The 24,090-nt window shown below is 43.5% G+C and carries 15 protein-coding genes; 6 read left to right on the top strand and 9 right to left on the bottom strand.

Annotated elements, in window-relative coordinates:
* Positions 1-9 precede the first annotated feature (9 nt).
* The 3 genes from recO (at position 10) to UYC_RS0107250 (ending at position 4,161) form a co-directional block, all read left to right on the top strand.
* Positions 10-1,023 carry a DNA repair protein RecO gene (gene recO, locus UYC_RS0107260; RefSeq protein ID WP_016873820.1) on the top strand — a complete coding sequence of 338 codons (1,014 nt, stop codon included), beginning with the start codon at positions 10-12 and terminating at the stop codon, positions 1,021-1,023.
* A complete protein-coding gene (locus UYC_RS0107255; RefSeq protein ID WP_026087397.1) occupies positions 1,010-2,638 on the top strand; it encodes an MFS transporter in 1,629 nt (542 codons plus the stop codon). Before recO ends, UYC_RS0107255 begins: the two co-directional genes overlap by 14 nt.
* Positions 2,639-3,012: 374 nt before the next feature.
* Entirely contained in the window at positions 3,013-4,161 is a 1,149-nt protein-coding gene (locus UYC_RS0107250; RefSeq protein WP_016873822.1) for a glycosyltransferase family 4 protein, read from the top strand.
* A gap of 111 nt (positions 4,162-4,272) precedes the next feature.
* Here UYC_RS0107250 and UYC_RS0107245 read toward each other — a convergent pair whose 3' ends face one another.
* Complete coding sequence (locus UYC_RS0107245) at positions 4,273-5,622, bottom strand: DUF3137 domain-containing protein (protein ID WP_235082896.1); 1,350 nt, start codon at positions 5,620-5,622, stop codon at positions 4,273-4,275.
* Positions 5,623-6,282: 660 nt separating this feature from the next.
* Between UYC_RS0107245 and UYC_RS0107240 the strand changes: the two genes are divergently transcribed.
* Together UYC_RS0107240 and UYC_RS0107235 are read left to right on the top strand one after the other, a co-directional pair.
* Positions 6,283-6,516, top strand: a complete 234-nt coding sequence (locus UYC_RS0107240; protein ID WP_016873824.1) for a helix-turn-helix domain-containing protein — start codon at positions 6,283-6,285, stop codon at positions 6,514-6,516.
* A 13-nt stretch (positions 6,517-6,529) separates the two neighbouring features.
* The gene (locus UYC_RS0107235) at positions 6,530-11,254 is read left to right on the top strand and encodes an ATP-binding protein (RefSeq protein ID WP_016873825.1); all 4,725 of its coding nucleotides are present in this window, start codon (positions 6,530-6,532) and stop codon (positions 11,252-11,254) included.
* Between the two features lie 2 nt (positions 11,255-11,256).
* On the opposite strand, the gene UYC_RS0107230 is transcribed toward UYC_RS0107235, so the two are convergent.
* The 4 genes from UYC_RS0107230 to UYC_RS0107215 form a co-directional block, all read right to left on the bottom strand.
* The gene (locus tag UYC_RS0107230) at positions 11,257-12,240 is read right to left on the bottom strand and encodes a PRC-barrel domain-containing protein (RefSeq protein WP_016873826.1); all 984 of its coding nucleotides are present in this window, start codon (positions 12,238-12,240) and stop codon (positions 11,257-11,259) included.
* Between the two features lie 58 nt (positions 12,241-12,298).
* Positions 12,299-15,970: a chromosome segregation protein SMC gene (gene smc / locus UYC_RS0107225; RefSeq protein WP_016873827.1), complete on the bottom strand. Its 3,672-nt coding sequence runs from the start codon at positions 15,968-15,970 to the stop codon at positions 12,299-12,301.
* Positions 15,971-16,522: 552 nt separating this feature from the next.
* Entirely contained in the window at positions 16,523-17,314 is a 792-nt protein-coding gene (locus tag UYC_RS0107220) for a pentapeptide repeat-containing protein (protein ID WP_016873828.1), read from the bottom strand.
* Between the two features lie 10 nt (positions 17,315-17,324).
* Complete coding sequence (locus UYC_RS0107215; protein ID WP_016873829.1) at positions 17,325-17,966, bottom strand: beta-carboxysome protein CcmP; 642 nt, start codon at positions 17,964-17,966, stop codon at positions 17,325-17,327.
* A 132-nt stretch (positions 17,967-18,098) separates the two neighbouring features.
* Between UYC_RS0107215 and UYC_RS0107210 the strand changes: the two genes are divergently transcribed.
* Complete coding sequence (locus UYC_RS0107210) at positions 18,099-19,202, top strand: TRAP transporter substrate-binding protein (protein ID WP_016873830.1); 1,104 nt, start codon at positions 18,099-18,101, stop codon at positions 19,200-19,202.
* 572 nt (positions 19,203-19,774) lie between these two features.
* Here the strand turns inward: UYC_RS0107210 and UYC_RS0107205 are convergent.
* The 4 genes from UYC_RS0107205 to UYC_RS0107190 all read right to left on the bottom strand — a co-directional run bounded on the left by UYC_RS0107205 (position 19,775) and on the right by UYC_RS0107190 (position 24,007).
* Positions 19,775-20,173: a MerC domain-containing protein gene (locus UYC_RS0107205; protein ID WP_268743985.1), complete on the bottom strand. Its 399-nt coding sequence runs from the start codon at positions 20,171-20,173 to the stop codon at positions 19,775-19,777.
* A 219-nt stretch (positions 20,174-20,392) separates the two neighbouring features.
* Complete coding sequence (locus tag UYC_RS0107200) at positions 20,393-22,081, bottom strand: NAD(P)H-quinone oxidoreductase subunit 4 (protein ID WP_016873832.1); 1,689 nt, start codon at positions 22,079-22,081, stop codon at positions 20,393-20,395.
* Positions 22,082-22,283: 202 nt separating this feature from the next.
* Positions 22,284-22,544, bottom strand: coding sequence for a hypothetical protein (locus UYC_RS39395; RefSeq protein WP_235082897.1), 261 nt, complete (start codon positions 22,542-22,544; stop codon positions 22,284-22,286).
* A 749-nt stretch (positions 22,545-23,293) separates the two neighbouring features.
* A complete protein-coding gene (locus UYC_RS0107190; RefSeq protein WP_016873834.1) occupies positions 23,294-24,007 on the bottom strand; it encodes a LuxR C-terminal-related transcriptional regulator in 714 nt (237 codons plus the stop codon).
* Positions 24,008-24,090: the final 83 nt, after the last annotated feature.

The following is a 24,090-nucleotide window of genomic DNA, read 5'->3' as shown; positions in this document are numbered from 1 at the left end:
TAATAACTAATGAGTAAAACTTATAAAGCAACTGGAATTAATCTTAGAACCCAAGTTTTTGGCGAGTCAGATAAAATAGTTACGATTTTGACAAAAGAATATGGACTGATTCGAGCGATCGCCCCAGGAGCACGCAAGCATAATTCCAGCTTAGGTGGCAGGAGTGCAATGTTTGTGGTTAATGATTTACTGATTGCTAAAGGGCGATCGCTAGATAAAATTACGCAAGCCCAAACTGTAAAATCTTACTCAGGACTTGCAAAAGATTTGGGAAGGCTAGCAGCCAGCCAGTATTTAGCAGAGGTAGTGCTATGTCAAGGTTTAAGCGAACAACCTCAAGAAGAACTATATGAGTTAATTAACGAACATTTGAAGCGATTAGAAGAATTATCCAGCCAAAAAACACCCAGTGTTATGGCTCTTTTAACTCATGGATTGTTTCAACTTTTAGCTTTGGCAGGGTTTACACCAGAAGTACATATGTGTTGTTTAACTCAACGCCCTCTCATACCAGATTTTACAGACCCTAATTGGCAAGTAGGATTTAGTATTAGTGCTGGTGGAACTGTTTGCTTGACAGCTTGGGAAGACTTGAGGAAAGAGGACAAGGGGAGGAGCCAGCGCGTTGCGGAGAGAAGTCTGAGCGGCGGCTTCCGCCGATCAGAACTTCGGAGGGTTTCCCCCGTTGAGACGACTGGCGTGGGGAGACAAGGGGAGGGGGGGAATGTTTTTGATGGATTCTCCGCGTCTTCTCAAACCGCATCTACTCAAAGCCTCGATTACGAAACTATATTCCACAGGCAAGAAATGCCAGCACTTTCCAAACGTTTGAATGCAAGGGAATTAACTATACTCCAACAGCTGTCGCAATCAGAGATAATGCAAGATACGACCAAAGATCGTAGCTGGTTATCTGTAGAGCAAGTTTTGCGTCAGTATGCCCAGTATCACTTTGGTCACCCTATTCGCTCCGCTACCTTGATTGATTCTTACTTTAATGCCAACCATGATGCATCCCTCTGATTTGGATCACAAAATCCTGCCACTGTCACCAAGTCATATTAAAAAGCAGAATAGGGCATCAGTGGCTAAAGTACCCAATCACCTGAGTGCAGTTCCAAAAACTACACCCGATCCAGTTTATGCTGAAGAAAAATCTGCAAAAGACCTTTCTCAACCACTAAAGAGTGATTTTAAAACCGAATCTGAAAAAAATTCAAATCACCAATCGGGTAATGCTGAAGTAGATACTAAAGATGAAACCGATGGTCAAATTTTGCCATTAACAAATGGTGCTGTACCTGGAAAATCAGAGCCACAAAAGACTGATTCTAATGGCAAAGCAGTAGCAGATGATAGTAAAGAAAATGGGTTTTGGCCTGTTTTGAAAAATCCCAACTTTTTGGCACTGTGGGGAGGGCAAGTTTTCTGTCAGTTGGCAGATAAAGTGTATTTGGTGTTGATGATCGCCCTGATTAACACTCATTTTCAAATCGGCGATCGCACCATTAGTGCTTGGGTGTCAGCATTGATGATGGCTTTTACCATTCCCGCCGTCTTATTTGGTTCCCTAGCTGGTGTATTTGTAGACCGTTGGTCGAAAAAAATGGTACTGGTAGGAACAAACATTTGGCGGGGTATCCTGGTTTTAGCAATCCCCTTCTTACTCTGGCTCACCCATGATTGGCAACCAATCGGAGTTTTACCTGTAGGTTTTGCCATCATTTTGGGAGTAACTTTTTTAGTTTCCACTCTGACACAGTTTTTTGCACCAGCAGAACAGGCAGCAATTCCTTTAGTCGTACAAGAACAGCATCTACTTTCAGCTAACTCTCTTTACACCACAACGATGATGGCATCGGTAATTATAGGGTTTGCCATCGGCGAACCACTCTTAGCAACTGCCGATCGCCTTTGGTTTTTAGTTGGTGGTAGTGAGGGATTAGGTAAAGAAATTATTGTTGGTGGCAGTTATGCGATCGCCGGACTAATTTTGTTGCTGCTGGCAACTCACGAAAAGCCTCACGCACCCAAAACAGAATCTCCACATATATTTGCTGACGTGCAGGATGGTTTGCGTTATCTCAAAGACAATCCTCGGCTTCGTAATGCCCTGATCCAACTCATTGTCTTATTTTCCGTGTTTGCGGCACTAACCGTTCTTGCTGTTCGCATGGCAGAAGTAATTCCTAATTTAAAAGCCGAGCAGTTCGGATTTTTACTAGCAGCTGGTGGAGTTGGTATCGCTGTAGGAGCAACGATGCTAGGACAATTTGGACAACGCTTCTCTTATACTCAATTGAGTTTATGTGGCAGTGTGGGCATGGTTGCATCTTTGATTGGTTTATCAGTATTCACCCAACAACTATTTATTATCCTGGTGTTAGTGATGCTGGTGGGTATCTTTGGTGCATTAGTTGGTATACCCATGCAAACTGCGATCCAAACAGAAACACCTCCACAAATGCGTGGTAAAGTATTTGGTTTGCAAAATAATGTGATTAATATTGCTCTCACCTTACCATTGGCATTAGCAGGTGTAGCAGAAACCTTTATTGGATTGCAAGCAGTCTTTTTGGGATTGGCAGCGTTCGTCTTTTTAGGTGGTTTATTATCCTTGTGTACATCACAAGACTAAATAACTGTTCAAAGGGATTTTATGCATTCCCTTTGCACAATCAATTATTATCAAAAGCATTTGCTTTCATGGTAAACTTAAAAAAAATAAAAAATCCCATATCATTTATGTTAGGGATAAATCTTACGTTTAGCTAGAAATTATTTCTGGCTCAATCATTGTTTTTTGAGAATGACATAGTTCATTAACAACTTATAAATAAAACAAATAAACCGAGAATAGCTCTGGAGAACACAACATAAAGAAATTTGTTTGAAGTGGGTACTGGCTGTATTTTATGATTAGCAATAAGCCACAAAGTACAAAAAGCAAAACAGTACAGAAAAACAAAAACTGATACATTAAACCCGCTTTTGTAAATAGTTAATCAAAGAATGCATATAGCTTGGATTGGAAAAAAATCACCCTTTTGCGGTAATGTAACTTACAGTCGAGAAATTACAAATGCCTTACTAGAACTGGGACACCAAGTTAGCTTTCTGCATTTTGCCCAAGAAGAATCTGAACCAGACAACTGGCCAAATTTTCAAGAAGTTCCCCTACCTTTCATTTACAAGTCCCAGGTTTACACCATTCCGACTTTCAAAGCGACTAAAGTTTTAACTCAGTCTCTACGAAGCATCAAACCAGACATAGTCCACGCTTCCCTCACCCTATCTCCTTTAGACTTTGTTTTACCGGAAATTTGTGAAGAACTTAACATACCCTTAATTGCTACTTTCCACACACCTTTTGCAGGTAAAGGAGCAAAACTGGTATCGGGAACTCAACTTTTGGCTTATCAGCTTTATGCGCCTTTTTTGGGTAATTACGATCGCGTGATTGTATTTTCCCAAATTCAACGCGAATTATTGGCGCGTATGGGTGTCCCCCCAGAGAATATTGCCGTTATACCCAACGGGGTAGATGTCATTAAATATTCCCCTGGTTCATCTGACATTAAAGCCGACTTTGACGCCGATCGCTTATTTGTCTACCAAGGGCGATTAGCTCCAGAAAAGAACGTTGAAGCCCTCCTCCGTGCTTGGAAACAAGCGGAAATGGCTCCAGAAAGCAAGTTACTCGTAGTTGGCGACGGGCCTTTAAAATCTTCTTTAGAACCGTTTTATGGCCCTGAATACGGAATTATTTGGTTGGGATTTGTCGCCAATGAAAACCGACGCATCGATATTTTGAGGGGCGCAGATGTGTTTATTTTACCTTCATTGGTAGAAGGTTTATCCCTCTCCCTTTTAGAAGCAATGGCTTGTGGAATAGCCTGTATAGCTACAGATGTGGGTGCAGATGGAGAAGTATTAGAAAAGGGAGCAGGTGTAATTCTTAATCCTAAAACGGTGCGGCCTCAACTTAGAACCCTCCTGCCGCTATTCCAAGATCATCCTGAGTTAACAACCCTGCTAGGACAAAAAGCAAGAAAACGAGTATTAGAACGTTATACCCTCAGTAATAATGTGGCTGAATTAGAAATGCTTTATAAAGAGGTGATTCGGCAGCGAAGCGTGCAGTTTACTTGGGGTGCGTAAATAAGACGACATCAGTAGTGTCATTTATAGTATGGCAGTCTCTTTAAAAAATTTGAGACAAGCGATCACGTCACAGTACTATCGCCCTAGCGATTATAAATCGCCCGGTGCTTAACTTTTCCAAATGCGCCTGTTTAAATTTAAATCTTCTACAATCTTAAACATCAACTGGATAGTCTCAAAATACTCGCGCAAGGGCGCAAAACTTAGCATACTTCGGAATAAATTCGGCTCAAAAATGCCTTCTGGGTATTCTATAGCAATGTAGATGATGTCATCAACAAACGAAACATAAATATTTCTACGCGCTTTTTTGCGAAACTCAACCAGCTTTGCCATTAAGTTTGTAGATAATACATATCGTGCTTCTACTTGGTCTTCACTGTAAACTGTAAAATATTTTGTAAACTCTGGATCTTCTAGTTTCACTAGTTGTTTTTTTTCGTCAAGAAATGAATGAATATTAGCTTTGAAAAACTTAGGTTTGATAATTGTTACTGCTTTAGCAAACTTATTAAACTTTGCAGTGAAAAATAAGCCTTTAAAAACATGAGTATTGTAGGCTTCATTTCTTAATATTTCAACTTGAAAACGCTGATAATCTATATTTTGACCTCGGATAACTCGATTAAATACAAACGGGATACCTTTAATTAATCTAAAACATAGCAGCATAAAAAGCATAGGAATTAAAACTATAAATTGAGCTTCTGTAAAAGTTTCTGATACTTTTGATTTTGCTTCTTTAATCAAATAATTTATATCAAATATATAAGTCCAATAGTGGTTAACACCGATGCTTGCATCTATTGTTACGAACATAATATCAATATCATTGATCTGACCAGAAATTAAATTGTCGTGCTTAATATAACTAGGCTTAAATAATACATTAAAAATTTGACTATTACATAAAGTAGAGAGAGTATACTCTTTATCTTCTTCAGATGGTGTGATTGAGATATTAAAACTGCGATTTGTATTAATAAAATCAAATATTTTTTCTATTATTTTGGTATCAAAACTACTAACAAAAGTTTCAAATGCTGCATTATAGAATAGTGTAAAAGCTAACAAAATCATGAAAAATGCAACAATATACATCCAGGTAAATAATAATAGAATAACAATTTTTTCTGGTAATGAATTAAATAAAAATAAACCCGACAAGATGTCATTTAAATTATATTTGTAAAATTGGATTAAAAAATATACTAAAATCAAAAATACAGAAATCGATACAAAAACTGATACTCGGACTTGCTGTCTTCGTGCTTCAAATACTTGTAATTCATGCAATAAATTTTGCTGACAAAACTGTTTAAACTCGTCCAAAGTCTTTAGTAATAACATAATATATTCTTGATTGTTATCACCAGCATACAAACTGCTATTTTTTTGCCGAGAGAGTAAAATTACGGAAACTCTTATAAAGATGGTGATTAGTAAGTAGGAAGACAAGCTTTATTGCAATTTTTGTAGGGTGGGCACTGCCTAACTTTCCTCAAACCCTTATTTTTATGTTCTAGACAGTGCTCCGAAGTTCCCTGGGCGTGGGAAACCCGCCTGCAGGACTTCTCTCCACCTTACGGTTATTGAGAATGGTGCAAGATCTCAGGCAGGCTTATTTACCAAACATTGTTCAGCAGCTAAATAAGATTTGAAGCTATAGTGCGATCGCCTACTATTACCGGTTCATCTTTCGTGTATCTCGATGAAGCCAAGCTCAAATGATTTCGCCGCCAATTATTAGCTTGAGCAAAGCTCCACCGTAGACAGTTTCCTTGGCATGACACCAAAGCTCAGGAGCACAAGCTTTACCTCCAGCGACAGTGATCGCTTCTGAAGTAGCTCTTGCTTCAAAGGGTGCTGGGTATAAAAGAGGAGAGGGGGAGAGGAACAGATGAGGGAGATAGGAAAGATGGGGAAGAATTTACTTTTATCACTTCCCCAACTCCCTCAACTCCGTGTCCCCACCTACCCATGTCCTCTTCCTAGCCCCTACTTTTGCATCTTGGGGTAGAGGTCGTAAGGAATATACCAAATGATATATTCAAGAGATTAAGAGGGTCTTACGCAGTATAGTCCAACCGCCAGTAGAAATTAAAAGGTATCGGCACCATGCCTGCAATAGAACAGCCAAAGTTTGCAGAGTTGGTTCAACAAACAAGAGCGCGTATTGAACTCTCGCAAATAAAATTTGCATCGAAGTTAGGAGTTTCGTTTCACAGCGTTAACCGATGGGAAAACGAGCGAGCAAGACCTTTACCACTGGCTTTCAAACAAACTAAAGTGCTACTACATCAAATGGGCGATCACGGCAAAGATTTACTAGAAAAATATTTTCAGGGATGAGGAGTTAAAGACTGTGAACCCTGATGTGAAGGCAACTGTACCTGAAGATTTATTTGTAGGTGGCGGAGAGATGGGAGCGTTAATGCGATCGCACGATTGGTCGCAAACGCCCCTTGGTTGTGTCGAGAACTGGCCGCAAAGTCTCAAAACTGCTGTACGCATTATGTTAACTTCTCGCCAAGCTATGTTTGTCTGGTGGGGCGAGGAATTGATTAACCTTTACAACGACGCCTACAAAGCGATTCTTGGCGGCAAACATCCACAAGTGCTTGGGCAACCTGCTTCCTACGTGTGGCGTGAAATTTGGGATCAGGTCGGGCCTCGCGCCGAATCGGCTATGCTCACCAATGAAGGCACTTACGACGAATCGCTGCTACTGATCATGGAGCGCAACGGCTATCCGGAGGAAACTTATTACACGTTCTCCTATAGCCCGGTTCCCAACGATCAAGGTGGCACAGGCGGTATAATTTGCGCTAATACAGATGACACACAACAGATCATCGGCGATCGCCAGTTGGCAATGCTGCGGGAATTGGCTGCTAGGACAGCAGATGCGCGCACATTTGAGCAAGCTTGTATACTAAGTGCGAGTTGTCTGGAAACTAACCCCTACGATCTCCCCTTCGCGATGATTTATCTGGCAAATCCAGAGCAGCAGCGTGTCGAGCTAGCTGCAACTTGCGGGATCGGACGGGAACACTCAGCAGTCCCTGAAACTGCCGCTCTCGACACCGATGCAGTTTGGCCCTTTGCAGAAGTACTCAAAACCCATCAACCATGCTTGATTTCTGATTTAGGATCGTCTTTTGGCAACCTACCGACGGGTGCTTGGAAGCAGCCACCCCATCAGGCAGTAGCCGTACCAATCGCACCATCAGGACAGACGGGACGGATGGGAATATTAATTGTCGGGCTAAACCCGTTCAGGCTTTTTGACGACAATTATCAAAGATTCATCGATTTGGTTTCGGCTCAGATCGCGGCTAGCATTGCCAACGCTCAAGCCTACGAGGAAGAACGTAAACGGGCGGAAGCACTGGCAGAAATTGACCGGGCGAAAACTGTCTTCTTCAGCAACGTTTCTCACGAATTTCGTACCCCGCTCACCTTAATGCTAGGCCCCTTGGAGGATATTTTAGCTGCGAATGAAGGATTATCGAACCAAAACCGACAACAGCTAGAGCTTGTGCATCGCAATAGTCTCCGTTTGCTCAAGCTCGTAAACACCCTGTTAGACTTTTCGCGGATCGAAGCAGGGCGCATTCAGGCGATTTATCAACCTACTGATTTAGCTACATTGACTGCGGAGCTATCGAGCGTGTTTCGTTCTGCGATCGAGCGGGCAGGTTTGCGTCTAACTATGGAGTGTGAACCGCTCCGTGAACCTGTTTATGTCGATTGCGATATGTGGGAGAAAATTGTACTCAATTTGCTCTCGAACGCCTTCAAGTTCACCTTTGAGGGTGAAATTACGGTGAGCTTGTGTAACTCAGAAAACAATGTTGAACTAGTTGTGCGAGATACGGGTACGGGAATTCCTGCTGCCGAATTGCCGCATCTATTTGAGCGCTTTCATCGCGTTCAAGGGGCAAGAGCCAGAACATACGAGGGTTCAGGAATTGGGCTGGCTTTAGTACAAGAACTAGTCCGCTTACACGGTGGTAGCGTGCAGGTTGAAAGCATTGAAGGTGAAGGATCTACCTTTACGGTGACAATTCCCACTGGTACTGCTCATCTTCCACCAGATTCTGTTTTGGATGAGTCGAAGGCAGCCAATCGTGTCCAAACCAACTCAACTCAAGTTTCAACCGCACTTGGTTTTGCTCCCTACGTGGAGGAAGCCTTGAGATGGTTGCCAGAAGAGGAGGGGGAGCAGGGGAGAGGGGGAGACAAGGGGAGAAAAGAGGACAAGGAGACAAGGAGACAAGGAGACAAGGGGCAAGAACGTGAATCACAATTGAACTCCGTGTCCCCCGCTCCCCGCGTCTTCGTGTCCTCTTCAAGTGCCCGTATTCTCCTCGCTGACGATAACGCCGATATGCGGGATTATGTCAAGCGGTTGTTGAGTAGTCGTTATCAGGTTGAGGCAGTAGGCGATGGTATGGCAGCGTTACAGGCAATAAGCGATCACCTGCCAGATTTAGTTCTCAGTGATGTGATGATGCCTCGCTTGGATGGCTTTGGCTTGCTTCAGGCACTGCGGAGTGACGCTCGCACTCGCGAGTTGCCGATTATTCTACTTTCCGCGAGAGCCGGGGAAGAGGCACAAATTGAAGGATTAGAAGCAGGTGCGGACGATTATTTGATTAAGCCTTTTAGTGCTAAAGAATTGTTGGCTCGTGTTCGTACTCATCTAGAAATGGCTCGGCTGCGTCAGGAAGCAGCACAGCGAGAGCAGGTGTTACGCACAGAAGCTGAGACGGCTCGCGATCAAGTTCACAATATCTTAGAGAGCATTACTGATGCGTTTGTGGCGTTTGATCGCCAGTGGCGTTATACCTATGTGAATCAGGCTGCTGTCCAATTGTTAGGGCGATCGCCACAAGAATTGATTGGCAAACAAGTGTGGCAGGAAGTATTTCCTACAGAAGTTGGGAAAGTAGCATATCGGGAACTCCACCGAGCCGTGGCAGAACAAATTCCTGTCTGGTGGGAGGAGTTTGGTGAACCCATCGGGCGCTGGTTGGAAGTCAACGCTTACCCGTCTGCGGATGGAGTTGCGGTGTATTTTCGTGATATTACTGAGCGCAAGCAAATAGAGGAGGCATTGCGAGAAAGCGAAGCCCAATTTCGTCAGCTGGCTGATGCCATGCCACAAATTGTTTGGATTGCCAGAGCCAATGGTGAACCAGAATATGTTAGCCAACGCTGGATTGAGTATACAAGGTTAACGCTAGAGCAAACACGCAAGCGAGATTTTATTAAACAGGTGGTTCATCCAGACGATTTTGAGCCAACCTATGAAGTTTGGAATTCTTGTCTAACGACAGGAGCGCTTTATCAAACAGAATTTCGCTTAAAACGTGTATCAGACAATGCTTATCGTTGGTTTTTGTGTCGGGCAGTGCCAATTCGCGATCGCCAAGGACAGGTTGTGCAGTGGTATGGCACATTAACCGATATAGACGATCGCAAACAAGCAGAAGCAGATCTAAAGGCAAGTGAAGAGCGCTATCGATATTTGGCTGAATTAATTCCGCAATTAGTGTGGACAGCCAATCCAGAGGGAGTGCTGTTAGATGTCAATCAACGCTGGTTAAATTTCACAGGTTTAACGCTTGCCCAAGCACAAACCGAAGGTTGGCAAGCGATCGTCCATCCTGATGATATACCAACTCTCAGCCAAAATTGGGCAGCAGCGCAACAAGCAGGTACAAACTATCAAGCCGAAGGGCGGATACGGCGGGTAGATGGCGTGTATCGATGGCATTTACACCAAGCAGTGCCGCTGAAAAATGAACAAGGTAAGATTATCAAATGGTTCGGCACCGCAACTGATATTGAAGAACAAAAACAATTGGAACAGCAGCGCGATCGCATTCTGCAAAGAGAACAAGCTGCACGGGAGGAAGCGGAGGCAGCGAATCGGATCAAGGATGAATTTTTGGCAGTATTGTCCCATGAGTTGCGATCGCCCCTAAATCCGATTTTGGGCTGGGCAAAACTACTCCAAGCTGGCAAGCTCGATGAGGTAGCAACCCGTCGTGCTTTAGAGACGATTGTACGTAACGCTAAATTACAAACCCAACTGATTGAAGATTTACTCGATGTCTCCCGTATTCTCCGGGGCAAGATGGTATTGAATATTTCTCCAGTAAACTTGGCAACTACTATTGACGCTGCTTTAGAAACGGTAAGGTTGGCAGCCCAAGCCAAAGGCATTCACATTTACAAAAACCTTGGTACCGATGTAGTAATTGTGTCTGGGGATTCTGCTCGTCTCCAACAAGTTGTTTGGAATTTACTCTCAAATGCCATCAAGTTTACTCCCTCCGGGGGAAAAGTGGAGATTTGCCTAGAGTGCATTGATTCATCTGCTCAAATTACTATCAAAGATACCGGCAAAGGCATTAGTTCAGAATTTTTGCCTTACGTCTTTGAATATTTTCGCCAGGAAGACGGTAAAACTACTCGGAAATTTGGCGGTTTGGGATTGGGATTAGCAATAGTCCGTCACCTGACAGAATTGCATGGCGGAACGGTTGATGTAGAGAGTCGGGGTGAGGGAATGGGCGCGACATTTAAGGTGAGATTACCGTTAATGAAGGTTGTTGAGGAGAAAAACCAGGATAATCTACCCTCTATTCGCACCTTTGATTTTAGTCAACTGCAAATTCTTATAGTTGATGATGAAGCTGATATGCGAGACTTGGTACTCACCATTTTGGAACAGTATGGAGCGCGGGTGAGTGTTGCAGCATCAGCAACTGAAGCATTGACTCTGCTGGATCGCTTCCAGCCCGACATATTGATTAGCGATATTGGAATGCCTGATATCGACGGCTATATGCTGATGCAAGAAATTAGGAAGCGATCGCCCAAACAAGGAGGATTAATGGGGGCGATCGCTCTGACTGCCTACGCCGCAGAATACGATCAAAAGCAAGCTCTGCAAGCAGGATTTCAACAACATTTAGCAAAACCCGTCGAACCAGAGGAATTAGCTCAGGCGATCGTGGCAGTGATGGAAAGCATTGGTGGACAAAAAGAACGTGGCAATTATCTTAAGAAATAATTTTAATAGCCGCCTTCTTCTTCGTACTCTGGCTGTCTCTCTTTAACTTTCTTAGGAATGTTTATCGGTTTTGGCGGTTCATCATCCCAAGCGTCGCGATTGAGATCGTCGTCGTAGTCGTCGTAATCTTCGGCGTATGACTTCTTGGAAACCGGAGGTTCGTAGGGTTGTGCCTGATATCTGTCTTTACCTGTTGCCTCACTCCAATTGTCTTCTTCTTCCTCTTCGTAGCGAATCGACTCGTAGGCTCTCGCTTCCATTACTCGCCGTTGAGGAGGGCGTTCTTCTTCATAATAATCTTCGTCCCATTCTTGAGCAACAGGTTCGGGTGCGCGAACTTTCGGCTTAATTGGCTCGATTGGCACTCCACTTGGGAGTTGATTTGGTGGTGCAATTGTACGTGGAGCGTAGTCGTAACCTTCGACTTCTTCTCGATCCCATGGCGCTCTGCCGATCCCAAGACGCTCTAGTATACCAACAGTCAATTGGATGACACGCTCTTCGGCTCCTTCAAATACAATTAACCTGTTGGGGCCTGTACTGACAATCTCATCTACTGATAACTCGTAGGTACTCAAGAAAGAGTCAGGAATTTGCGGCACTCCCAAAGATGCAACGACAATGGAGTAAATCTTACCTGTTTCTCCATTAAATTTGAAACCCCGGACTCTACCTAATACTTCACCTGTTTCGGTAATAACTTCCCAGTTAATCAGGTTGCTGTAGGCTTCAACTTCTATGTCTTCGATGACATCCTCGTTATCAACCAGAATTACATCCCCGATCTGGTTGATGTTACTCAGGTACATATAACGCGGTATGCCAGAGACGGAGATCAGGCTGTCTCGCAAGCCAAGAGCCACAACCTCTCGCTGATCTACATCAACCCAGACTTGACTGACTATTCCCAGTCGCTTGCCATTGTCACGGGTGATTACCTGAGTATTTAAAATATCGGAACGCCTAATTACTTGTTCAGAGGTCATTCTATACGGAGTCCTGATCTCGAATCCGGTTTATCTATACACTATTATTAACAAAAACTCAAGCAGATGTATTGGAGGATTGTAACTTGATACCCAAAACTTGAGTAAAAGCTCCTCTCGCTTGAGTGACGCCTATTGTGCGTTCGGCTGATTCTATCATCGGGCGGCGCAAACTCACAACTATAAATTGTGCTTGTTGCGCCTGTTGTTTAATCATTTTAGCTAATCGTTCCACATTTGCCCCATCTAGAAACATATCTACTTCGTCAAACGCATAAAATGGCGATGGGCGATATCTTTGGAGGGCAAAAATAAAGCTTAAAGCTGTTAAAGATTTTTCTCCTCCAGACATGGAAGCCAGGCGCTGTACTGGTTTGCCTTTAGGGTGTGCTACTAAGTTAAGTCCGCTATTAAACGGATCTTCTGGATTATCAAGTTGTAAATAACCGTCGCCTTCAGAAAGAGTCGCAAAAATTGATTTAAAGTTTTCATTAACAGCGTCAAAGGCTTCTTGAAAAGCGCGTTGCCGTAAAGTGGTAAAATTCTCAATTCGCAGTAATAATTCTGTTCTTTCTGCTTCTAATGTCTGTAATTTTTGACTGAGTTCTTCTAACCGCTTTTGAGTGCGTTCGTATTGTTCTAACGCCAACATATTAACTGGTTCCATCGCTTGCAAGCGTTTGGAAAGCGATCGCAATTCTTTTTGCAATTCTTCTAAATCGACTTTATCTGGCACTTCTGGCAAGGGAGATGGCAAATCTGCCGCGACTGTTTGCAGTTGTGCTTGTACGTTTGCTAGTTCTTCTCGTCTTGTAATCTGAGTTTCTTGTAGTTTTTGCAGTTCCCACTCTAATTGCTGCTGACGCAGCAAGTTGGAGCGTAATTCAGCTTCTGTGCGATCGCGTTTTTGTTTTTCTTCTCCTAAATTCTGTTCCATCTGCGCCAAGGCAGCGCGAGTATGGATAATTTGCTCGTCAATTTTATTTATTTCACCACAGACGCGATTTATCGCCTCTCTACAAGTTGTTTGCTGTGTTTGATATTCTGCAATTCGCTGTTCGGCTTCTTGGATTTTCTCTTGCAGTCTTTGTTGTTGATTTTCCAGGTTTTTGAGGTGTTGCTCTGCTTCTCGTAATCTTTGCTCTTGCTGTTGCAATTGTTGCTCTTGAATTTTAATTGTTGCTTGGATTTGTTGCCATTCTTGGGGAGTTTGGGAAGCTTCCAATTCTGCCAAGGATTGACGTACCTGTTGTAATTGTTGCTCTTGGCTCGGTAATTCCCGGTCTAAAACTTCGAGACGAGATTGGGCAGTGGCAAATTTTTTGGTGTTTTGAGCCAGTTGCGATCGCGTTGTTTCTAATTGAGATGTCAAAGTTTTAACTTCTTTTTGCAACTGTTCTAGCAGCAGTTGCTGTTCCCGTCGTTTGCCCCGCGCTTCTGTCACCTGTTGCGATAATTCTTTCGCTCTAGTCGAAAGAGATGCGATCGCTTCAGTACAACGCTCTAAAACTCTCTCAATATCTACCAAACGCTTTTTCAGCGCCGCTACTTCTTCAGATTCTGCCGCTTCCACACTGCCAAACCGCAACGCCGAACGTTGGGTAATGCTACCACCAGTCATTGCGCCGCTAGTTTCTAGCAATTCTCCATCCAAAGTCACGATCCGATACAAGCCCAGATTGCTACGTGCTTGCTCCAGATTGGCAAATACTACTGTGTTACCAAAAACGTAATTGAATACGTCTTTATAGCGGCGATCGCAATCAACTAAGTTAACAGCATAATCAACGAAACCGTTAGCATAACGCAGCGTAAAATCTTGAGTAATTTTCGGGGCGTGAATCTTATTTAACGGTAAAAAAGTTGCTCTCCCCGCCCGTTTTTGTTTGAGCAATTCAATTCCGGCAGCAGCAATTGAATCATCTTCCACAACAATATGCCCCAACCGCGCACCAGCAGCAATTTCCAACGCCAATTGATAGCGGGGTTCCACCCTTCCCAATTGAACAACTAACCCGCAAATACCAGGCATTCCCGCTTGCAAGATGACTTTGCTAGCACCAGTTCCTTGCACTTCTTGCTGTGCTTGTGCTTGTGCTTCTAATTTATCCAACTGGCGTTGTTTTTCTCGCTGTTCTTGCAACAGACGTTTTTGAGTATCCTGTTGGATTTGCAATTCTTGTTCTGTGGCAGCTAAATCTTGCGCTAAATTCTGGATGGGTTCGGTAGCACTATTAAATTCCGTTTCCAGGTGAGTACACTCAGCTTGTTTTTGGGCTAACTGCGGTTCTAAAGTTTGTATGAGTTGAGTTTGTTCTTGAATTTGCTCCTGTAGCTGGCGATCGCGTTCCCGTAGTTGGGCTTGTTCAGTGCGTTGGGGTTCGACGGTTTGTAGTAAAGCTTCAATTTGGCGGTTGAGTGCTGTTTGTTGCTGTACCCAAGCCTCGGAAGCAGAAGCAATTTCCGCCGCTGCTTGGCGAGAACTTTCTAATACTTGTTGTGCTTCATCCCGTTGTTGTTGGTAAGACGCCACATTTTGCGTTTGCTGCTGTTGTTGTTGCGCCAGTTGTTCTATAGTTTGCTGATACTGTTGGATTTCTTGCTGAGTTTGAGCCAGACGCTTGACTGTTTCTTGAGAAGTAGTTTCTAGTTCCGATTGCTGACGCTGGAGTTGTTTGCGTTCTGCTTCTTGGTTAGCGAGGGTAGATTGTACCGCTAAAAGTTCATCTTCTCCCAATGCTTTGACACGGGCATTAAGTTGATCTAGTTCAGCAGTTTTTTGAGTAATTTCTGTATTTAGGGAAGTGAGTTGTTCTGTAAGTTCTGTGGAAGTGCGATCGCCTGTTTGAATTTGAGTTGCTAAATTTTCTTGTTGATTTTGCAGGGTACGCCACGACAAAACAGCTTCCCACTTTTGTTTTTCCAGAAATTCAGTGCGGAGTTTTTGGTATTTTTCGGCTTTAGTTTTGTCTTGAGAGAGGCGATCGCACTGAGCGGTTAATTCTGTCTCAATAATCCGACAGCTATCTTCTTTTTCTTTAACTTCTTCTAAAGTTTCTTTGGCTTGGTTAATTTTACGGTCAAATGCTGCTACTCCTGCCAATTCATCAATAATTTCTCGCCTCTCACGCTGATTCATCGAAATAATACTAGTAACATCCCCTTGGAGAACAACGTTGTAACCCTCAGGGTAAACACGCAGGCGTTCTAGTTCTTCATGTAACTCACCCAGTGTACAAGAAATACCGTTAATAGAATAATTTGATGTGTAAGTTCCTTGGGGAGTTACTCGCAGCTTCCTGGTAACACACCAGTCATTACCAGGTGTGGCGCGGATTTTCTCGCGGCGATTTTTTTCGTCTTCCGTCTGTTGCTGTTCTGACTCAGTTTCTTCTTCAGGGGTATCAATCTCTACAGTAGAGATAATTGGCTCGCTGTCTAAGAGTTCATCAGGCTCATGATCTGATAAATCAAACGTCACCGTCACACTAGCTTCAACAGTGGCACGGGATTTACTGGTTTGAGTAGTGTTAACCAAATCGGGCAGGCGATCGGCTCGCATTCCCTTAGAGCTAGCAAGCCCCAAACAAAATAGTAACGAGTCTAGAATATTCGATTTGCCCGAACCATTTGGCCCAGAGACGACAGTAAACCCCGGCAGTAGTGGCACAGAGGTAGTACCGCCGAAGGATTTGAAATTGGTGAGTTCAACGCGCTTTATATGCACCATAGGCGCTGTTTTTCTGGGCTAATGAGTTCAAGTGTACCAATAAAGATATCAAGCGGTAAGAAAATCAAGATTATAACGGTTTTAGATTTGGTTAAACATAGAGATTTTATAAGTACAAGGCTTTGTGCTTTTACAGCGTAATAGACATAGCCGAGAAACGCCAGGATTTTAAGACTTGTAAATAACGTTTGATGTGAATTAAAACGGCAAGCAAAAATCATGTTTTAGAAATCGAACACTGTCTTGGAAAGCTTTGAGCCTCGCTCCGCGAGGAGCTACGCTAACGGAGGAAACCTCCGCACCCTTCGGGAAGCCGCCTTCGGCGTCTACAAACTTTCCGCAGATGGACACAGATAAACACAGATAAATTATCCGTGTGCATCTGTGTTTATCTGTGTTCGTTATCATTTAAACATTGGTTTTTGCAATCAATCTATTATTTGGTGCGACTCAAGGTGAGTTCGGCTAATTCATATTAAACGCAAAAGGGATGGGGAAAGAGAATTGTTCATGCACTTGTTATGGAGCGATCGCCTTTTATTAAATCGCTCCTCACTCAGGCATAATAGTTTCGTCAAAATTCACGCCGCTCAAGTTAGCTCCTGTAAGATTTGCTCCCGTGAGGTTTGCTCCTGTGAGATTTGCTCCCGCCAAATTTGCTCCTTTGAGGTTAGTCCATCTCAAGTCAGCTTTACTCAAATCAGCTTCATTTAAATTAGCCCGTAACAAGTATGCACCACTCAGGTGAGCCTTATTGAGATTAGCTTTGTACAAGTTAGTTTTGTAAAGGTACGCCTCTATTAATTCCGCCTCATACAGATTTGCCTCGCCCAGATCGGCTGCAATTAAGTTAGCTGCAATCAAGTTGGCAAAACAGAGATTAGCCCGGATTAGCTTTGCTGCACCCAAATCTGCTTCTTTGAAGTTAGCGCCCTTTAACTCAGTTCCGATTAAATTAGCATTACCAAGCCAAGCACCTTTGAGATTCGCCTCACTCAAATCAGAACCAATTAGATTGGCATGAGTCAGATTTGCTTGTGTAAGTGTAGCACCGCTCAATTTAGCAACGCTCAAGTTAGCCGCACTCAAGTCAGCTTCAATCAAAATTGCTCTGTGGAGGTTCGCACTACTGAGATCTGCACCACTGAGGTTGGCTCGCACCAGTAAAGCATGATCTAAATCTACTTTGCTCAAGTTTGCTCCTTCGAGGTTTGCACCCCTGAGGTTATCTCCAGAGAGGTTAGCAGCACTTAAGTCTGGTTTAATTAGGGGATTTTGCTTTCTCCAGTCAATCCAGGTGACTGCACCTGCTTTGAGTAAAGCCAGATGCTCAAAATTTGCCATCTTCTCTCCTTTATTCCTGACGCCCACCCTGGGGATTTGTCCTACCTGCTACACTTTCAATTGCTGTTCGTGCTCCCGCTGCACCTGCAAGAATATCCCGTTCTTGCCCACCTAAGTATAGTCTTCCAAAACTGCCCACAGCTTGCACCTCAAGGATGTTAATCGCTGCCGCTTTCTCTGCTTCGTTTGCAGCTAGTGCAGCGTAAGCAGCAGGCTCAACTTCTAACACATACAGTGTTTGTCCTGCCAGTAGTAGCTGTCCCCTTCTTGTGCGATTGATTAATTGTGCTTGGTAAGCATCAATATTGCGGATAATTTGGCTAGAAACGACACGCGGTTTGATACATTCGTTTTTTTTGACTCCTAGCATTGCCAAAATAGCTTGACCAGCAGCTCGCGTTTCACCTTGAGAGCTAGAATGGACTTCTAGTAAGCCGTACAGTCTTTCTACTACCTGTACTCCGGGACGTACAGAAGCAGCTTTGAGTGCTACATCTGTAATTTTATTAATTTCGATCCCTGGAGAAATTTCAATCCACAGCGATGTATCCCCTGGCAATGGCAAGAAACCTTGAGCTACTGTTCCTATATATGCTGCGTGTTGAGGTTGCAAGCTGTCGAGAAATACGAAACTACGTAGTTCTATTCCCAAGGTTTTGCTCTCCAGTCATGAGGTTAAAAGTTAACAATTGCAATATATGAGTCTAACTTTTTACTGCTAGACATTACTATTGTTCAATTCCACTAGCCTGAGAATTGACTATATTTTAATTTACAAAACTTTATGAAACGTAGACAAGTTATTCAAAATGCCGCGATCGCTACAGTCACTACTGCTACCCTAGCATCTTGTAGCAGACCTGGTAAATCTCCTGGTGTGACAACTGGGCTGCCAAATGTCCGGTGGCGGATGGCGACAAGTTGGCCGAAATCTCTAGGTACTTTTATTGGTGCAGAAACTGTATCCCAACGAGTTAAGGAAATGACTAATGGACGTTTCCGAATTACACCCTTTGCTGCTGGCGAGTTAGTGCCAGGATTGCAAGTATTAGATGCCGTGCAAGGAGGAACAGTGGAATGCGGACACACATCCAGCTATTATTACATTGGCAAAAGCCCAGCATTAGCTTTTGCTACATCCGTGCCCTTCGGTTTAAATGCCCAACAGCAGAATGCGTGGCTTTATCACGGTGGTGGCTTAGAAGCTATACAGAAAATTTATACCAGCTTTAATGTCATTAACTTTCCTGCGGGTAGTACTGGGGCGCAGATGGGGGGATGGTTCAAAAGAGAAATCAAGTCTGTTGCGGATCTCAAGGGACTAAAAATGCGGATTCCTGGATTGGGAGGACAAGTGATGTCTCGCTTGGGAGTGAATGTACAAGTTTTACCAGGGGGCGAAATTTTCTTGGCATTGGATCGGGGTGCTATTGATGCAGCTGAGTGGGTTGGCCCTTATGATGATGAAAAGCTGGGTTTGAATAAAGCCGCGCAGTTCTACTATTATCCCGGTTGGTGGGAACCCGGCCCCACCTTAGATGTATTAGTTAATTTGAATGCCTGGAACCGCTTGCCCAAAGAATATCAAGAAGTATTGAAAGCGGCAACTTATGAAGCTAACGTCAATATGCTCACTCAGTACGATGCCTTGAATGGGCAAGTACTTTCAAATTTAGTTGCTAGCGGTACAAAGTTGGTTCCCTACAGTCAAGATATTCTGCAAGCGGCTGAGAAAATCTCTTTTGAGATATTTGCAGAAAATGCCAGTAAAGATGCGAATTTTAAACAAGTTTACGAACAGTGGAAAGGTTTTAGAGAGCAGATTTACAACTGGAATCGTGTGAATGAATTGAGCTTTGCTAATTTTGTGACATCTAGTCAAAGATAATGAAAAATTGCTCATCGCTTGTTGTTTTAGTTTCTATCCCGCAAACAGGATTGATATCAAATCTGTTGGCATCGAAATAATATATTCAGGACTTACGCAAAAACTCTCTAAAACTCTTATTTCTTTGTGCTCTACCCTGCGGGTAGACACGAAGTGGCTTCTGAAAGTAGCCGCTTCGCGTCTATGTGTTCTTTGTGGTTCGTTTTTCATTACTGCTACCTAATTCCTAATATTTTTTAACGCAGAGGAACGCAAAGGTGAGCGCGGAGGAACGCAGAGCTTTTGGACTCATATATTGAGTAATTTCGATGTAAGCGGAAACGATTTCATTTATTTAAAAGGCAAATATTCCGCTTTTACATAAAACTGGAAGATAGTTTCAATCCCGCGAACGGGTTTCATTTATTTGAAAGCTGTATCTCAAGCACTGATACATAAGATAAAGATAGTTTCAATCCCGCGAACGGGTTTCATTTATTTGAAAGTCGAAGAGTACCCGGAGGAAATTTTGCATTTAATTCGTAATTAGGTTTGAGCGATCACTTCTCCATATCAATCAGCTGTGGTTTTTGTTAGAATCTGCACTTATTCTTGCGGCATAGCCTATAGTTACGAATATGCCCAAATGCCAAGAGCATTGCTCCTGAAACTGTAGCCAAGCGCTCGCCTTCTTCACCTACGACTTCATGCCCGACAATTGCGGTTGCCATTAAAAGCCCCAACCCCAAGATGCCAAAGGCGAGTACTATTCTATCTTTGTGACGACGGCACCCCTGCGTCAGAGCCAATGCACTGATGGGAAAGACAAACCAGAGCAGAAAACGGTGAAAGCTTTCGTTACCAAGAGAAGTCGTAGCTAGTGCGGGAAGCATAACGATGAAAACTAGTAGGAATAAACAATGAATTGCACACGCCGTAGAAAGTGCGATCGCTGTCCTATCCATTAACATCTGCATTCTTCCGCTACGCACAAGTGGCACTCCTTGATATTGGTTTTGCAGTTAGGCAAAATTTTTTGGTAATAGCTTGCATTTTACCCCTTTTTGTTACTCACCCTCATTACCAGTAGTAGGGTGGGCATTACCTAGAATGTAAAAATCAGATTTTGAACCAATCCTAAGCATTGCCCACCTTACAAAAATTGCGATCGCATAACCGATGCAAGATGTGAATAATGGAGGTCAAAAAGCTTACTTCAAATTTGCCAAAACAGGCGTTACCTCAGGCTTTGCGATTTCAGGAATCAACACTCCATGAGCATAGACACCAGGATTCTCTTGCGAAATGATGGTGTATGATTGACGAACTTGAGCGTTCACCGCAACTGTCTTAACATCGTACATCTGCATTGCCATCTTAGGATATAATCCAATACCAATAATTATCACCAAGAAGCAGGCAGCGATAAACACTTCACGTGGGCTAGCATCTCTGTATATTGCCTCATTAGGCAATATACAATCTGTGCCGAAACAAACCGCTTCTTCAGCTTCCTGATTCTGCAAGCCTCCATCTGTAAGGTTACATTTCAGTTCTGCACCAGTGCCATAAAATACTTGTCGCAGCATGGACAGTAAATAAATCGGTGTGAGGATAACTCCTACGGCAGCAAGGAAAACTGTCACAGTGCAGAAGGTTGAACTGTAGATATCACTGGTTGTCACACCAAGAAAAACCGAGAGTTCGCCAGCAAAGCCGCTCATGCCGGGGAGAGCCAAAGAAGCCATTGAACCAATGGTAAACAGGGCAAATACTTTGGGCATGGCTTGCCCGATACCACCCATATTTTCCATTGCCATCGTGTGGGTGCGATCGTAAGTCACCCCTGCTAAGAAGAATAGCACCGATGCAATTAAGCCGTGGGAAATCATCTGTAACATCGCACCGTTGATTCCCAAATCGGTAAACGACGCTATACCCAGCAATACAAACCCCATGTGGGAAATCGACGAATAGGCTAGGCGGCGCTTCATATTCGACTGGGCAAAGGAGTTCAACGCACCATAGATAATGTTAACAACACCCAGAATTGCTAAAACAGGTGCAAAGTAAATGTGTGCATCGCTAAGAAGCTCAAGGTTGAGGCGTATCAGTCCGTAACCGCCCATTTTTAAAAGCACACCTGCCAAAATCATTGATACGGGAGCCGATGCTTCACCGTGGGCATCAGGCAACCAGGTATGCATGGGGAACACAGCAAGCTTAACGCCAAACGCAATCAGCAATCCCGCATAAAGCAGCAGTTCTAGACCTAGTGGGTAATCCTTCATGCCAAGGGCAACCATATCAAAGGTCATGATGCCGCCACCGTAGAGCGCCATAGCTAGCGCTGCTACCAGAATAAATATAGAAGCTGCTGCTGTATATAGTAAAAACTTTGTTGCCGCGTAGCGGCGCTTCTGCCCGCCCCAAATACAAACGAGTAGGTAGACAGGAATCAGTTCGACTTCCCACATGATGAAAAACAGCAGCAAGTCTTTGGCGACGAATACCCCTATCTGTGCGGCATAAAGCACCAGCATCAGAAAGTAAAATAGGCGAGGTCTACGATCAACTTGCCATGCTGAAAACATCGAGAGTGTCGTCACAAATCCTGCTAGCAGTACAAGTGGAACTGACAGCCCATCGACCGATAATGCCCAGTTTAGACCTAACTGAGGTATCCAGGCATAATTTTCCACGAGTTGAAAACTAGCACTGCTCGTATCGTAATGCTTCCAAAAGGCATAGCACATTAAGACAAAGTCTGCGATACCTACACCTAAGGCATACCACCGCACGCGCTTGCCATTTTTATCAGGCAGCACAGGGATGAGCAGGGAAGCAACTAAGGGCAGTAGGACAATCGCGGTAAGCCAGGGAAATCGCTCCGCTATCATGTCAATGAGAATAAATACTTACTTTTGTTAATAGAATCATTCTACTAGAGTTTGTAAAGAGTTGTGAATAAATATTTACTTCGTTAGGTATAGATAAATTTCTACTTACGATGGGCGATCGCTACTTTTCGCAAAAGTACCCAAAACAGAAAGTCAATGCTGCCGATGACAACATTGACTCTTAGCTTTTTTTGGAAGTTTCTTACTCCCTGATTGGCACCCTGAGCATGAGTGCACCTACCCAATCTGAGGTGGGGCCAGCTGGGAAATTGGCATGGCAGAGCGCACACTCCGCCCTGAAGTTGCTGAGGGGAATTGAGCGTCGATAGTACCATTGATCGTCCACGCGCTGGACGGATGTATATGCCTGCCCTGCCAGCGCTAGTTCGTTTGCTTGACGCTCGAAGTTGTCACGGGGGCGATCGCTTTCCCGGAGCGGATCGAGGGTGCCGACTAGCCGCATATCCCTGTTCTTATCGTTAAATATCAGCGATATGGACTCCTTGCCCTGCTCTACGTTATCCGGCGTAGTCTCATCGAACTCCTGCGTCAGCGCCGCGAATAAAGTGTTGAGCATCAGATCGCTCGTTTGTTGGGCAAACTCAATCTTTTCACTTGCGGGTGGATTCCCAGAACCACGAGCAATTGTCGTGAAACCGAACCCGATAACGAATACCACTACAAGAATCCCATAGCTGACTAGCTTTCTCAGACGCATTCTCAAATCCTTTGGTTTTGTATTTTTCCTTACTTAGCAACTCCACATCACAGATAGAATTTTTACCTTGCCTTTTCAGCAAAGCTCCAGCCTATCCAAACAACCCGCACTCAACCTTCACCAACGTATAAGTCACTACCACCTCTTAGTTCGCGGAAGCTTATATAATCTCTATCAATCCGCTATAAAAAGGAATAAATCTTCGATATCGTGGGAAAGAGTGTTTTTATTTTCTTGCCAAGCTTAAATTGGAAACTTTATATCCGTAATATTACCAATTTATTAGGGAAAATACAACTATTCTGTTTGTGTGTTTATATACAGCAATTAACAAAATACTCTTCTGTGGCGCTCACAATACAACACTTGTTTTTACAAATTCTTTAGTCTTGGCGGAGCTGAATTTTTACAAGGGTATTGAGCAACTTCTCTTAAGTATTCCGAGAGCAACTGGAAAATTTATCTGCGTATGAAACAGTTAAAATCTGGTGAAATCAGCAAAACAATTGCAATTTTGCTACCATCTCTGCTCGTGCTGATACATCCAACTTCTGAAAAATTCGTTTCAAAGTCTGCTTTACCGTATTTTGGCTAATCCAAAGTTCGGCAGCAATTTCTGCATTAGTTAAGCCGTTTGCAACTAAGGAGGCAATCTGTAACTCTCGCGGAGTTAGACAAGTCGCTTGTTGCGATCGCCTGAACTCTTGTTGTGTTCTCAAAAATGCTAGTTGTGCTGAAAAATGGGCACAAAGCGCGCTCAAATGCAATAAATCCACTGTATTGAAGGCTGTTATTCCACTGGTTCGGGCAAAATGAACTGTGCCAATTAGTTTTCCTTGCCCAACGATCGGCCCTGTCATAATATGTTCGTGGTCATATTTTTTACCACAACCGCTTTGATATAATCGGCTCTGTTTCCAAGCTGCCTCAGTAAAAATTACTTGCTCGTGAGCAGGTGCATGGTTTTCAATCACATACTGCATCACTGGATCGATAGCCGCACCAACACTTTGGTAGTAATCGATAAAGCTATCTGGTAAGCCTTTGATATCAATAGTAGTACGTTGTCCTTGGCTGTCATGCAAATAAATACTCCAGTGTTGGCAATTAAACAACTCTCCCACTGCATCCATGTAATGCAGGCGTAGTTGGAATTCATCGCGAGCGATCGCTATCTTGTGAATTAATGCATGAAAGCTTTCAGACATGGTGAAAAAGTACTCAACTGGGTAATTTGCAGTTCAGGTAATTAGCTTTAGGATAACTGTGTGAATCAAAGCATTTGCAATTA

It is taken from the genome of Chlorogloeopsis fritschii PCC 6912, assembly GCF_000317285.1.
GTDB classification, from domain to species: Bacteria; Cyanobacteriota; Cyanobacteriia; order Cyanobacteriales; family Nostocaceae; genus Chlorogloeopsis; species Chlorogloeopsis fritschii.
Note: the sequence above shows the minus strand (reverse complement) of the source record. Positions and strands in the feature narration are given on the sequence as shown.

Coding starts and splice junctions, on each gene's coding strand:
- UYC_RS0107210 (WP_016873830.1), top strand. CDS start 18,099: ATGAAACGTAGACAAGTTATTCAAAATGCCGCGATCGCTACAGTCACT.
- recO (WP_016873820.1), top strand. CDS start 10: ATGAGTAAAACTTATAAAGCAACTGGAATTAATCTTAGAACCCAAGTT.
- UYC_RS0107240 (WP_016873824.1), top strand. CDS start 6,283: ATGCCTGCAATAGAACAGCCAAAGTTTGCAGAGTTGGTTCAACAAACA.
- UYC_RS0107220 (WP_016873828.1), bottom strand. CDS start 17,314: ATGGCAAATTTTGAGCATCTGGCTTTACTCAAAGCAGGTGCAGTCACC.
- UYC_RS0107230 (WP_016873826.1), bottom strand. CDS start 12,240: ATGACCTCTGAACAAGTAATTAGGCGTTCCGATATTTTAAATACTCAG.
- UYC_RS0107200 (WP_016873832.1), bottom strand. CDS start 22,081: ATGATAGCGGAGCGATTTCCCTGGCTTACCGCGATTGTCCTACTGCCC.
- UYC_RS0107255 (WP_026087397.1), top strand. CDS start 1,010: ATGCATCCCTCTGATTTGGATCACAAAATCCTGCCACTGTCACCAAGT.
- UYC_RS39395 (WP_235082897.1), bottom strand. CDS start 22,544: ATGCGGCTAGTCGGCACCCTCGATCCGCTCCGGGAAAGCGATCGCCCC.
- UYC_RS0107250 (WP_016873822.1), top strand. CDS start 3,013: ATGCATATAGCTTGGATTGGAAAAAAATCACCCTTTTGCGGTAATGTA.
- UYC_RS0107190 (WP_016873834.1), bottom strand. CDS start 24,007: ATGTCTGAAAGCTTTCATGCATTAATTCACAAGATAGCGATCGCTCGC.
- smc (WP_016873827.1), bottom strand. CDS start 15,970: ATGGTGCATATAAAGCGCGTTGAACTCACCAATTTCAAATCCTTCGGC.